The following is a 12,020-nucleotide window of genomic DNA, read 5'->3' as shown; positions in this document are numbered from 1 at the left end:
TGCTTGTCGTTTACATTCCAAATCATAACGCAATGTTCAGCCATTGAAAAGCATTATTTTTTACATTACCCGCACATACCAGGCCGAGTTTACATTATCATGCGTGATTTCGACATTTTTTTCAACATTTTAGTAGGTAATTAGTGCTTGGTTGTTTAAAAATACGTATATTACATAAACCTTACAACTATGTCCAGTTCAGCGTTCTTCATTCATAACAAAAACCGTGAAGCCTAGATGGCTTTCACGGTTGAATTGAACTCTGCCCGGTTTTCCGCATAAGAATGCTACTTGGCAGAGGTTATTTTCATATTTCGGCTTATTGTTCCCACACGTGGTGTTCATGGTCCTTGCCCGTATACTCAATACGAGCCGGTGTGATGTCCAGAATGACATAGTTCGGATCGTTAGGTCCATCGAACCAGGCCTTCAGTTCGTCGTTCCACACTTGCTCACGCAAACCTTCGTTCTTCGTCACTTCACAAGTTCCTTCGATCTCAACCACTTCCTTGGAGCCACCAGCCTCATAACCAAGTAGCAGGCTAACATTCGGATTATTCTCCAGTTCCTCTACTTTGTGTGTACGGCGGTTCGTTGCCAGATGAATGTTCAGTCCATCGTTGAAAAGCGCCATATAGCGGGATTTCGGTTTACCATCCTCCACAGTGGAGAAGCTGCAAAAAGGGTTGTTTTCCAATGCTTTTACAATGTTTTGTTCCAATTCAGTCTGGTTCATGGGAAGTGCTCCTTTCGATTTGGGGGATATTTGGAGACTCTTGTAGGCGCCGTTCCGGGTACGGATCGTTCTTTGGATCGCTGTTGTCTCGCGATGATCCTGATCTCTTCATCGTATACGTTGGATTAAAGCGATTTACACTTACACTACGATGACAGAATAACCTTCCAATCGCTGTTATCCCCAGATTTTTTTGATTCCCTTTTCTCAAGGGAAAAATCCGGTGACAAAGGCGACCGCTTCGCTTTTTCAGGTTTCTTCTGTCCTCTCCGTTATAGTGTAAATGTTTAATTCAATGGATATACAAGTGAAAACCCAGGATACCAGCAGACACTTCGCTTCCTCAGAATCGATTTCGTCCCCTCCACTACGTCTACCGTTCTTCCAATTTGAGGAGTGGGTAAGCTAAAGTTCAAACAGAAACCTGTACTTAACTTTGCAGGTTTCGTTTCTTTAGATTATATCCGCTCCGTTGCAGTGTATAAGTACAGTCAACTTACGTTAGGTGTAATAAGCCTGTACTTATAGTGTACCCACCTCACCTATGGTGAATCCATGAACCGATACGCTAACGTGACAAAATTGGAAAAGTTCTTTATAAAAATGTTTACATAAAGGGATTAGCGCTTAAATTCTTCATGGCTGAGTTAATTCAGATCTCCAAGATAGATTGAGGAAGAGTCTGATTTAAGCAGCAATTCGCCAATCGTTTTTGGATATAAACGAATCTGGGACAGCTCTTCAAGGGCAATCCATTCCACGGCGACCTGGTGGTCATCTGGATTGGAGCCTTCAAAAATAGTTGCCTTCGGATCGATCAGGCTGCACGCAAAATAAAATTCAACCTGATGGATATCTGCATCCCACTCGGCGAATTCATGATTTTTTCCGATATACTCTCGAATATGTAACAACTCTCCCACGTTCACGGCCTGACCAATCTCCTCCAGACATTCGCGCGCGACCGCATCCTTGAGCTCTTCACCCTTCTCCTGTCCTCCACCCGGGAACACATAAGCGGTACCATATTGATCTTCCAGTCGAATCACCAGCAATCGTCCATCCTGCACAATAACGGCCTTCGCCGAGTTGCGTATGGGTTTCATTCTGTTCATTCACTCCTTGTCATTCCAAAATTTCAAAGTTCAATCTAACAAAACATTCTGTAAACTACTGTTTTCTGCTGAACAGGCATATCATCCCATTGTATGCGCAGAGAGCTTAATACCTTCCGATTCCAATACGCGACGGATTTCTTGAGCAAATGTCAACGCGTTTGCTCCGTCACCGTGGATACAGACCGTCTCAGCCTTAATGGGAACTAGCGTACCATCCGTGGATACAACGACTCCGTCTTTCACCATCCGAAGCACTTGCGCAATCGCTTGTCCCGACTCTTCAATGACGGCTCCGGCTTGGCTACGAGGGGTTAGCTTCCCATTCGCCCCATAGGTTCGATCCGCAAACACCTCGCTTACACTACGCAGACCGATGCGATCCGCAGCATGAATCAGCTCACTGCCCGCCAGACCATACAGATACAGTTCAGGCTGCACTTGATAGATCGCCTCGGCGATGGCTTCAGCAAGCTTCGCATCTTCTGCGGCCATATTGTATAAGGCACCATGTGGTTTCACATGATGCATGCGACCTCCACTTGCCCGGACAAAGGCATCCAGTGCACCGATCTGATATACCACCATGTCATATGCTTCCCGTGGCGTAATGTCCATACGTCTTCTGCCAAACCCCTGCAGATCCGGCAACCCTGGATGGGCTCCAATCACAACCTGATGCTCCAATGCCCTCTCCACCGTCAGTCGCATCGTAGCCGGGTCCCCTGCATGAAACCCGCAGGCTATATTGGCTGACGTAATTAAGGGCAGAATGGCTTCATCCGATAGCGTGCGATATATACCATAACTTTCGCCCAGATCACAATTGATATCCAAGGTTTTTGAGGTATTCATTGAGCGCCCTCCATTTCTGCCATTCTTCTGCGAATCAGTTTATCCATGAGCTGCATGTTGCGTTCCTGTTCCATGTACAACTGACGGGCCTGATCATGCGTAATTTGTTTAAAAGCAATTCGGGTTCCTGGCTTAGCTTGAGCCAGGATTGGCATATCCACCCGAGCTACCTGTGCAATGACAGGATAACCTCCAATCGTCTGATGGTCTGCCATCAAGATGATCGGCTGCCCATCCGGAGGCACTTGCACCGTGCCATAGGTAACGGCTTCAGACAACCGATCCAGCGGCTGATCCAGTTCCAGTCTGGAGCCCTGTAAGCGATAGCCCATCCGATCCGATTGCGAAGAGATCACGTACTTTTCCGCATAGAATTTCCCCAAACTTGCCTCGCTGAACAGCGAACTATCCTTGCTCTCTATCACACGAATAACAGGTTGACCATAATAGTCAGGTCTTTCTCGCTCAGACAAGAACCAAGCCGGTGCAATTATTCGGCGTCCCTGATCACTCTTCTCTGCGTGCTTTTCCATACGCTGCATCCATACTTGCGCCTCATCAGAAGGTTCACCCGTAGATAACAGATCTGCCACACGCAGGGCTCTACCTTCCAAACCGCCAAGAGCTGTCTTGAGATCTGTACTTCGACTGCCCATCACTTCAGGCACAGTTATTCCACCCGCAAACGCCAGATAACCGCGCAAGCCATGACGACATTGGCCAAACTTCAGTACACTTCCTGCCCGCACCAGCACAGGACGCCACAAAGGTACAGGCAGCTGATCCACGGTTGCCGTCAAATCAGCTCCACATAGTGTGATAAGCTGGCTCTCCTGAAATCGAAGCTCCGGCCCCGTCATCGTCATCTCCAGTACTGCCGCATGACGAGAGTTACCAACAAGCACATTCGCTGCTCTGGCTGCAAAGGTGTCCATGACCCCACCAGGATGAATACCATATCGGCGATAGCCGGTTCTGCCTTCATCCTGAATGGTAGATAACAGACCAGGGCGAATCACTTCAATACTCATCATTCGCCCTCCTTCCGCTTCAACGCCAGATAGTCCTGCATCGTAATTTGTTCAAATCGAACCCGATCACCTGCTGCCAGTAAACTCGGTATGTTCTCACCCGGCCGAAACAACCGGAGTGGCGTTCGTCCAATACATTGCCATCCCCCGGGTGTGTCCACCGGATAGATTCCCGTCTGTTTGCCACCAATACCTACTGTACCGGCCTCTACCCGAAGCCTTGGCGTTGCCCGTCTGGGCGTAGCAATCCGTTCGGATAACCCGCCAAGATACGGAAAACCCGGTGCGAATCCAATCATGTGTACAAGATAGTCCCCGGATGTATGAATCGCAATGACTTCCTCTGCGGTCAGTCCATGCTCACTGGCAACGTAGTCCAGATCAGGCCCCCACTCGCCACCATAACATACGGGAATCGTGACTGTCCTGGGCTTGTCTTGTGCGGATTCCTTCATTTGATTCAGCTGCTGAAGCAGAGTCTGGCATAACTCGGGGTAAGAGGAGATGAACGGATCATAAAATAGTGTAACGGACGTGTAAGAAGGCACCCATTCGATCATGGCTGGCAGAGTGCTTTTTTCCAGCAAAGCACATACAGACATCACTCTGCGGTGCACCGCCTCAGACAAGTGATCCCCGCAATCGATGATAACCGCTGTCTCACCCAGCGGAGACAGGATTTCCTCCGTCCATGAATACGACAATTCGTTCATGTGCCACCTCCCCCTTTTCCCACACCCATATATCTAGTATCCCGTTACTTTTCTCTTCCCAATGCCTGCAATACCATCGAACGAACTGCCGGAAACGGCTCAGCTTCTTCTGTACGTATCGCAAGATATAGTGTCTGCAAAAATAGACGCACATTCAGGCTCCTATGACTGGTTTCCAGAAGTGATCTGTTCACCGCCTGGTCTCCTTGATGAAGAGAATCGATCCACACCGTAATATCCTTTGGCTCCAACAGATTGCGACGAAGAATGGTCATAACGGCATGCGCTATTCGTTGATCCTCATCATGGATGTAGACTACACTTGATTCGGTTATTTTCACAGCGAGTGCATGCAGAAGTTCCAGTAGATCCGTTCGCTCCAGATATGCCGACTGTGCCAGATCTTCAACTGCGTCAGCCGCGTGTGCCGGAGCATGCGCCCAGCCCTTATCATCGGCGTAGCCGCGAACATCTTTTTCACATTCCAGATATGTAGTCAACCGATGATGAATCCCTGCGATATCCTCCTTGTTCAGGAAAGGCTGCTCACGATCCACACTCAAAATTGGAGGCAGTAACAACACGGAGAACGTACGTGTAAACACACTATCAGTCCCCTGCTCTCCGATCCGATAGAAAAGGTGCTGATCGTCCAGCGCCAACTGCAACACATGCTTCAGCTCGTCTTCCGAAAACACCCCCTGCCCAATCCAGGTCGCAAACGTAACATAGATCAATTCATCCCGCAGGACAGGGTCAGGACTGCCAATGTGCTTCATCATATGCAGTGCCAATTCGTAAGGCTGTTCCTCGTGATCAATGGAATGATTAGACGACTGAATATGCTGTAATTTTTGTTTTAACGTCAGAGCATCCATCTATTGAGACTCCCTGGACGAATCCAAGTGCACGCTACAATTGTACAGATCGCATTGCCAAACATTCTCTTTCTTGACGATCCGGGTAATGGATGTGTTGGATAGCTTCGCGCTGATATCAAGCTCAGGCACCAGACCTCGCAGTGTATTCCGCAGGACGGCTCCGTGACTGACAACAATCACTCTTCCATCGGGGTGCTGCTGTACAATATCCTCAAGCACCGCGCTGCCTCGAACAGTCCCTGCATCCGCAAGCTCCCGTCCCAGATCCAGGGTACTCCAGTCCGCTCCCCACTTGGCTAACCGTTCCTCTTCCGTCGTTCCTTCGACCTGTCCCCCGCCCATCTCGCGGAGCCTAGGGTCCAGATGAATCTCCCGAATCCCCAAGCGGTCACCGATGATGCGAGCCGTCTCACTTGCGCGCTCCAAATCACTTGCATAGATGGCATCCCAGGATTCTTCGGCTAGTCTCGCGGCAAGTAATACCGCCTGTTCCCTTCCATCCTGATCCAGCGGATTATCCGTCTGTCCCTGTGAACGTTTTTCCTTATTCCATGCAGTGCTTCCATGGCGAATCAATGCGATTTCAGTCATTGTTGTTCCTCACCTTTTTCTATATGAAGTTCATCTTCTGTAAAATGTTTGCGTGCCTTCGGCTTGGCAAATTTGCCGCCATTATATTGAGCAGACCCGCTTCTCGGAATCGAGAGACTGTCCCAAGCTGTTTCTTTAAGCATTTTCGCGGCAAATACAATCTGCCCGACATGATACGGATAATGTGCTAATTGCCTAATAATGGCCTCCATGACGGTGTGTCCTTCATTGCGAATGTAGATGATATGAGACAATTGTTCCGGGGTAAACGAACGAATGGCTTCGAGCAGGCATGTCCAGCCTTCTTCCCACTTGGCGAGTAACTCTTCCTTGGAAGAAATATCATTCACGAATTCGGCGTCCCGTTCACGCCACGGTTTCTCACCATCTGTTGTCAGTACATCTGTCCAACGGGACAGCATATTGCCCCATAGATGTTTTACGATCACCGCAATGCTGTTCGCGTCTTCATTCCAGGATAGAAACAATTGCTCGGATTCCAGTTGTGCCATGGCTTTTTCCCCGAGCTGCTTGTAATACAGAAATTGCTTCTCCGCTGTTTCCAGAAAAACCTGATTCATATCCATCCGCTAACCGCCCTTCGGAAAAGTATGTTGTCCCCTGATCACGTCCAAACAGAAGCGTCACATGTTATTTATTCAGGAAATGAGAATGTGCCGTCTGCATTCGGTTCAAATGGAATGACTTTGCGCACCGCATCCAGATTGAGCTCTCCATAGATATGTGGAAATAGTTCATTCAATTCGTACAGATCCTCATACACCAGTTCTGGCTTTAACGCTTTCTCATCAATACTAAGTAATAACAGATCCGTGCGGCCTGCATAATATTGCCCGGCTACCCATGGGATCTGTTCCTTGGTGGAACAATGAATGAATCCGTCTGTCTCCAGGCTATCTGGTGCATACTCAGTCCCCTTCGACACTTGCTCCCACAACGAACGGGAAATAATACTATAGATCATGGTTCCGCCTCCTTCAATTTCTGATATGTACCCTATGTGTCATTGGAAGTATTATAGATCATCCCGGATACGGGAGTACAATTTTTGATCCGTAAATACACCTTTGATCTTCAACTGTTTGCGTAGCAAACCTTCGTACGACATGCCCAGCTTCTCCATGACGCGTGCAGAGCCTATGTTGCCTGCATTACATTTCCCCTCCAGCCGATTGCAGTCCAGTTCCCGAAAGCAATAATCCACGATGGGTTGCATCGCTTCTGCTGCGAGACTCTTACCCCAGTGACTGCTGGCTATCGCGTACCCCAGTTCAGCACTCTGCATGGGTTCGTTGAGATGAAAAATGCCACCTCTGCCGATCAAGGTCCCTGTTTCCTTCAGGACAAAACCCCAGATATGTACCGTTTTCCGTTCATAATTATCCAGTACCCGCTGAATATATTGAATTGAATCCTCCACCGTCTCATGGCAGTTCCACAAGCTTTGCTGACTCACTCTCGGATCAGAGGCAAACGCATAATAATCTTCGAGATCATCCATCGCAAGGCGTCTCAGCTTCAGCCGCTGTGTTTCAAATTCGGGCGATTCGGCAAAAAGTTTTTCTACATTCATTCTACGCACCTCCTTGATTCACTGGAGTTCAAGATCCATCCATCTTATTTCTCAGGAAATAACGATCTATCACTACCATGCACAGAATACCCACCGTATATCGAATCAGATCGATCACCAGAAAACCATGTCCCAGAATAAGAGCACCCCATACAGTTGAGCGTATCTCAATAAGCCAAGGCGTCTGAATCAACTGTGAGAACTCAATCAACCAGCTGAATACACAGCTCAAACACATCGCCCATACCAAGCTGCGATGAGGCCACACCATGCGTACTCCGAAATAAATCATGCCCGCCCACAATGCGTCTCCGGAATGTTCATGCACCCAATTGGGTAATCGATCACCAAAGTGTCTGGAGGCGAGTCCTGCCGCCATGGTCATCATGACTGCGAAGAAATAGATCAGTCTGTCCTTCATGAGCATGTATTTCAATTGATTACATGCCTTCATCAAGCACTTGTAAAATAAATTGCGTTTTGGCAGCGGTATACGATTCCCTATCTTCCTTGTTCTCATCAGCAAGCTTCGTCTTCAGGACGGCGTAAGCTTCCACCAGATCTGGGCGTTTTCTCAGTACATACCGAAACCGAATTTGACGATCCCAACGTTCCTCTCCTGGGCGCATAAGATGAAGGTGTACAGCTCTCTTGCCATCCTTAACCCTGACCCAGAATCGTCTGTATTCCCGTCCATCCAGTTCAGGCGGAACGTAGTTCCAGCCCACCGGATTCAGCTGATCCGCAATCAGATCCATATCATCCCATGAATGTACCTCTGCCATCAGATCAATAATGGGTTTGGCGGGTAACCCTGGAATGGACGTGCTTCCGATATGTTCGAATTGATGGATGTTAAACTGCTGTAGAAGACGTTTGAGTTGCCGGATTTCTTCCTGAGCCTGTGCGCCCCAATTGGGGTTGGCCGGAGCAATCTCTACCGACTCTGTAGCCCAGGCAGGCCAATTTTCCGGTTGCATTGGATCTTTCATTCAGGTATCTCCTCTTCAACATGACATTTCAAATGGTAGCCTTCTCTGTATTTTTCATAGGTGCGTTGCTTCATCCGCTTAATCGTAGTACTCCGTTGAAATGTAAGTGTGGAACTTAGGGATAAAAGAAGATATTTCAGGTAAGCCAGATCACTAGAGTTAGCGTCTGAGCTTATAATCCAAGCTTTCATATTCATCCCATCCACTCCCCTTATATAGTTTTTAAAAAAAGCAGAAGGCATTTCAGATACATATTTCTATATATCCAAAAAAGGAGCGTATGTCTACGCCCCTAGTTGTCTGTTACATTGATGATTTTAACGATGTCATGTACTGAATTAATCTTTGGAGTAATGCAAAACGCTTCACTAATATAAATATTTATTTTACCGTAACAGGAATCGTCACTTTTTTGTTGCCCCACTTGGCAGTGATGGACGTTTTACCTTTGCCTACAGCCACAATCTTTCCATTTGTTACTGTCGCTACGCCCGGCTTTGTGCTACTCCATACCGCGCTGTTAGTTACAACAGTGGTTTTGCCTGTATCATACTGGGCCATCACACTCAGCGTTGTACTTCCCTGTGGGGATAAAACCAGTTTTTTCTGCCCTGTAATCAACTTTTTGAGCAAAGGTACAACGGTAACCTCTGCCTTTATTGTCTGATTTTGATAAGTTCCTGTCAAGGTCGCTTGTCCTTCTGTCAGCGTCTTGACGGCTCCATTTTTCACGATAGCTACATTCGTATTGGAAGAGGTCCATATCATTTGTTTTGAAAGGTTAATGGTTTTACCATTCGCGTAGGTGCCGATGACCTTCAACGCCTTGGACTTCTTGATGTTCAGCTGCATTGTGGCAGGGGTAACCTCGACTTTGGTAATCTCATCCGTCACAGCAACGGGGACTTTCACGATCGTTGTTCCATATTTGCCTTGCAACAATACTCTGCCAGGTGTAACGCCTTTGATTTTACCGTTTTCCAGCACAGCCGAAGAAGTGGATACGGACCACACAATCTCAGACGTCACATCCTCTTCCTTACCATTCGCACGGGTAATGCTTACTTTGGGGAGGGTGCTTTCACTGCCTTTAACAAAATTATAGGAGTTCGGTGAAGCTTTGATGCTTTTGATCTTCTCCTGCACCTGCACAACCAACTGGGCTTTAGCCCCGTCTACCTCTGCAAAAATGGTTGCTTCGCCAGCAGCCACAGCCTTGACTTTGCCTTTCACCATCGTCGCAACCGCTGCATTACTGGTGGACCATGTCACACCTTCGGTAACATCCTGCTTGTTATCAAAACCTTCTACCGTTGCCATCACTTGAAGCGTAGCTGTTTCGGAGACACTCATCTTCTGCGGACTGCTATTGGTTATTTCAATCGATGTCACATCACCTGTAGCCGCCAAGGCCAACGAAGGAACCAGTATTGTTAATGCCATAATTAGAGCAAGTGTGCCTCGAATCGCCAGTTTGATTCTACTCATTTCTATATCCATCTCCCATAATCCAATATTTTACTTCTATTATATTATATCGGATACGAATTGCATAAAGTTGAATAACGTAAGTGGGAGTCTTGGAACAATTCATGATTTTCATTGTATAATATGGGAAGGTCGCGTAATACTGTTTTAATAAACCTAAAAGATGGGGGTGGGATATGTATGATCGAAAAGAATTTGCTTGATATGGTTTCACCTAAAAATAACCGTAAACGTATGAAAGCTATTGTCACTTCGACATCCACCAAGATTCGTCCTGAAGACGAGATGGTTCTATTGATGAAAACAGCCCGCAATCGTTTCAAAAAAGCCCTTGAATCTGGACAAATTGAAATCATTAACGAGCGTGAATGGAAGCTGCGTTAACATTTAAGAAATAATTTTATTTACTTACATAAACGAAGAAAATTCTGATTAAGAAAGCTATATCTTAGGTCCGAGCACTAACCATCAGTTATATTTGGCACAACATAGTAGGAGATCGGTTCGTTAAATAGTGTTATCGTTGAAAAGGGGATGTCCATCGTCACATGCAACATGACGTTTGGAACATCCCCTTTTTGAATTACTAGAGCGTTAACTAACCTTTCTAATTCACTTCATCCTGCTCTGGCAAAATCAAGCTCTCGGCACCGCCCATATAGGGCCGCAAGGCTACCGGAATGCGTATGCTTCCATCCTCCTGCTGATGATTCTCAAGCAAAGGAATTAGGATACGCGGCGATGCCACCGCCGTATTATTCAGGGTGTGGCAATAGACCAACTTGCCTTCGGCATCCAGGCAACGAATGTTCGAACGGCGAGCCTGAAAATCATGCAGATTCGACGACGAATGGGTTTCTCCGTAGGCATCGCGGCTCGGCATCCAGGTCTCGATGTCATACTGTTTGTACGTTTTCTGAGACATATCTCCGGTACATACAGCGACAACACGATACGGCAGTTCAAGTAATTGCAGCAATTCCTCAGCGTGTCCCGTAATCTCTTGCAGCATGCGCTCCGATTCTTCTGCATCAGGAGCACAGAGAATGACCTGCTCGACTTTGGCAAATTGGTGCACACGGTACAATCCGCGTACATCACGTCCGCCGGAGCCAACCTCACTGCGGAAACACGTCGATACCGCGGCCAGCTTCACCGGCTCCTTAACATCGACTATCTCATCCGCATAATACGAAACCAGCGGCACTTCAGAAGTTCCCACGAGCCACTTGTTCTCCCCTTCAAGTTCATAGACCTGATCTCGACCGGTTGGGAAGAATCCGGTGTTCACCAGCGCATCCTCCCTGACCATCAGCGGAACCTCCATTGGTGTAAACCCATGCTTCAACAGGAGATCAAGCGCAAGTTGCTGTACTGCCCGATGTAATAACAGACCAGCGCCTTTCAATACATAACTTCGCGTACCGCCAATCTTAACTCCACGGGGAATATCGATTAGATCATGCAACTCCCCAAGTTCCACGTGATCTTTGGTGATATACTCGAACGTTGGCACCTCTCCCACACGTCGCAGCTCCACATTATCCGCATCCGACATGCCTTTCGGGGTATCCGGAGATACGACATTGGGTACCAGCCATTGTAGTTTGGTTACTTCCTCCTGCACAGGGGCGAGCCTCGCTTCCACGTGTTCCAACTGTTCATTGAGCTGTTTCACCTGAGCCCGCAATCCCTCGGCCTGTTCCCGATTCCCGGCTTGCATGAGTCTGCCAATGTCCGCGGATAACGTATTGCGCAATCTGCGTCCTTCTTCCGATTCCTGCAAAATTGCCCTGCGTTCCTCATCCCGCTCCAGCAATGTGCGAATGTTGATTTTGATTTTTTTTCCGTCTGCTGCGGCCTGAACCTCTTCTGCATGTGCCCGAATCCACTTCATTTCTAACATGGTCACCGTCTCCTTTGGCTGTAAAAATACAAAGAGCGCCCTCATCCCTTGGGACGAGGAGCGCTCTGCTCGCGGTGCCACCCAACTTGCTGAATCAGGATATCCTGCTTCCAGCCTC

15 protein-coding genes are annotated in these 12,020 nt (G+C 47.7%); 1 reads left to right on the top strand and 14 read right to left on the bottom strand.

Going from position 1 to position 12,020, the window contains the following annotated elements; genetic code table 11:
- Window positions 1-319: 319 nt before the first annotated feature.
- The 13 genes from NYE45_RS02300 to NYE45_RS02240 form a co-directional block, all read right to left on the bottom strand.
- Window positions 320-736, bottom strand: a complete 417-nt coding sequence (locus tag NYE45_RS02300) for a pyridoxamine 5'-phosphate oxidase family protein (protein WP_062837223.1) — start codon at window positions 734-736, stop codon at window positions 320-322.
- A 647-nt stretch (window positions 737-1,383) separates the two neighbouring features.
- Window positions 1,384-1,842, bottom strand: a complete 459-nt coding sequence (locus NYE45_RS02295; protein ID WP_340015394.1) for an NUDIX domain-containing protein — start codon at window positions 1,840-1,842, stop codon at window positions 1,384-1,386.
- A 90-nt stretch (window positions 1,843-1,932) separates the two neighbouring features.
- Window positions 1,933-2,706, bottom strand: a complete 774-nt coding sequence (locus NYE45_RS02290; RefSeq protein ID WP_340015393.1) for a 5-oxoprolinase subunit PxpA — start codon at window positions 2,704-2,706, stop codon at window positions 1,933-1,935.
- On the bottom strand, window positions 2,703-3,737 hold the full coding sequence (locus NYE45_RS02285) for a biotin-dependent carboxyltransferase family protein (protein ID WP_340015392.1): 1,035 nt from the start codon (window positions 3,735-3,737) through the stop codon (window positions 2,703-2,705). The genes NYE45_RS02290 and NYE45_RS02285 overlap by 4 nt, the downstream gene beginning before the upstream one ends.
- Window positions 3,737-4,450, bottom strand: coding sequence for a 5-oxoprolinase subunit PxpB (pxpB, locus tag NYE45_RS02280; protein ID WP_340015391.1), 714 nt, complete (start codon window positions 4,448-4,450; stop codon window positions 3,737-3,739). The genes NYE45_RS02285 and pxpB overlap by 1 nt, the downstream gene beginning before the upstream one ends.
- A 44-nt stretch (window positions 4,451-4,494) precedes the next feature.
- Complete coding sequence (locus NYE45_RS02275) at window positions 4,495-5,328, bottom strand: DUF2785 domain-containing protein (RefSeq protein WP_340015390.1); 834 nt, start codon at window positions 5,326-5,328, stop codon at window positions 4,495-4,497.
- Entirely contained in the window at window positions 5,329-5,922 is a 594-nt protein-coding gene (locus tag NYE45_RS02270; RefSeq protein WP_340015389.1) for a histidine phosphatase family protein, read from the bottom strand. It abuts the gene before it with no gap.
- A complete protein-coding gene (locus tag NYE45_RS02265) occupies window positions 5,919-6,509 on the bottom strand; it encodes a DUF1572 family protein (RefSeq protein WP_340015388.1) in 591 nt (196 codons plus the stop codon). Before NYE45_RS02265 ends, NYE45_RS02270 begins: the two co-directional genes overlap by 4 nt.
- 68 nt (window positions 6,510-6,577) lie before the next feature.
- A complete protein-coding gene (locus NYE45_RS02260; RefSeq protein WP_264933545.1) occupies window positions 6,578-6,907 on the bottom strand; it encodes a DUF952 domain-containing protein in 330 nt (109 codons plus the stop codon).
- 51 nt (window positions 6,908-6,958) lie between these two features.
- Window positions 6,959-7,516: a GNAT family N-acetyltransferase gene (locus NYE45_RS02255; protein WP_340015387.1), complete on the bottom strand. Its 558-nt coding sequence runs from the start codon at window positions 7,514-7,516 to the stop codon at window positions 6,959-6,961.
- A 28-nt stretch (window positions 7,517-7,544) separates the two neighbouring features.
- A complete protein-coding gene (locus tag NYE45_RS02250) occupies window positions 7,545-7,937 on the bottom strand; it encodes a DUF2809 domain-containing protein (RefSeq protein WP_340015386.1) in 393 nt (130 codons plus the stop codon).
- A 19-nt stretch (window positions 7,938-7,956) separates the two neighbouring features.
- Window positions 7,957-8,508: a GrpB family protein gene (locus NYE45_RS02245; RefSeq protein WP_340015385.1), complete on the bottom strand. Its 552-nt coding sequence runs from the start codon at window positions 8,506-8,508 to the stop codon at window positions 7,957-7,959.
- A 381-nt stretch (window positions 8,509-8,889) separates the two neighbouring features.
- Window positions 8,890-9,996: an Ig-like domain-containing protein gene (locus NYE45_RS02240; RefSeq protein ID WP_340015384.1), complete on the bottom strand. Its 1,107-nt coding sequence runs from the start codon at window positions 9,994-9,996 to the stop codon at window positions 8,890-8,892.
- A gap of 180 nt (window positions 9,997-10,176) precedes the next feature.
- On the opposite strand from NYE45_RS02240, the gene NYE45_RS02235 reads away from it, so the two are divergent.
- The gene (locus NYE45_RS02235; RefSeq protein ID WP_076253873.1) at window positions 10,177-10,380 is read left to right on the top strand and encodes a hypothetical protein; all 204 of its coding nucleotides are present in this window, start codon (window positions 10,177-10,179) and stop codon (window positions 10,378-10,380) included.
- A gap of 223 nt (window positions 10,381-10,603) precedes the next feature.
- Here the strand turns inward: NYE45_RS02235 and serS are convergent, their stop codons facing one another.
- Window positions 10,604-11,902 (bottom strand): serine--tRNA ligase, encoded by a 1,299-nt coding sequence (gene serS, locus NYE45_RS02230; protein WP_340015383.1) that lies wholly within the window; start codon window positions 11,900-11,902, stop codon window positions 10,604-10,606.
- Window positions 11,903-12,020 lie beyond the last annotated feature (118 nt).

It is taken from the genome of Paenibacillus sp. FSL K6-1318 (assembly GCF_037976905.1).
Taxonomy (GTDB): domain Bacteria; phylum Bacillota; class Bacilli; order Paenibacillales; family Paenibacillaceae; genus Paenibacillus; species Paenibacillus amylolyticus_A.
Note: the sequence above shows the minus strand (reverse complement) of the source record. Positions and strands in the feature narration are given on the sequence as shown.

Coding starts and splice junctions, on each gene's coding strand:
- NYE45_RS02300 (WP_062837223.1), bottom strand. CDS start 736: ATGAACCAGACTGAATTGGAACAAAACATTGTAAAAGCATTGGAAAAC.
- NYE45_RS02295 (WP_340015394.1), bottom strand. CDS start 1,842: ATGAAACCCATACGCAACTCGGCGAAGGCCGTTATTGTGCAGGATGGA.
- NYE45_RS02290 (WP_340015393.1), bottom strand. CDS start 2,706: ATGAATACCTCAAAAACCTTGGATATCAATTGTGATCTGGGCGAAAGT.
- NYE45_RS02285 (WP_340015392.1), bottom strand. CDS start 3,737: ATGAGTATTGAAGTGATTCGCCCTGGTCTGTTATCTACCATTCAGGAT.
- pxpB (WP_340015391.1), bottom strand. CDS start 4,450: ATGAACGAATTGTCGTATTCATGGACGGAGGAAATCCTGTCTCCGCTG.
- NYE45_RS02275 (WP_340015390.1), bottom strand. CDS start 5,328: ATGGATGCTCTGACGTTAAAACAAAAATTACAGCATATTCAGTCGTCT.
- NYE45_RS02270 (WP_340015389.1), bottom strand. CDS start 5,922: ATGACTGAAATCGCATTGATTCGCCATGGAAGCACTGCATGGAATAAG.
- NYE45_RS02265 (WP_340015388.1), bottom strand. CDS start 6,509: ATGGATATGAATCAGGTTTTTCTGGAAACAGCGGAGAAGCAATTTCTG.
- NYE45_RS02260 (WP_264933545.1), bottom strand. CDS start 6,907: ATGATCTATAGTATTATTTCCCGTTCGTTGTGGGAGCAAGTGTCGAAG.
- NYE45_RS02255 (WP_340015387.1), bottom strand. CDS start 7,516: ATGAATGTAGAAAAACTTTTTGCCGAATCGCCCGAATTTGAAACACAG.
- NYE45_RS02250 (WP_340015386.1), bottom strand. CDS start 7,937: ATGAAGGACAGACTGATCTATTTCTTCGCAGTCATGATGACCATGGCG.
- NYE45_RS02245 (WP_340015385.1), bottom strand. CDS start 8,508: ATGAAAGATCCAATGCAACCGGAAAATTGGCCTGCCTGGGCTACAGAG.
- NYE45_RS02240 (WP_340015384.1), bottom strand. CDS start 9,996: ATGAGTAGAATCAAACTGGCGATTCGAGGCACACTTGCTCTAATTATG.
- NYE45_RS02235 (WP_076253873.1), top strand. CDS start 10,177: ATGATCGAAAAGAATTTGCTTGATATGGTTTCACCTAAAAATAACCGT.
- serS (WP_340015383.1), bottom strand. CDS start 11,902: ATGTTAGAAATGAAGTGGATTCGGGCACATGCAGAAGAGGTTCAGGCC.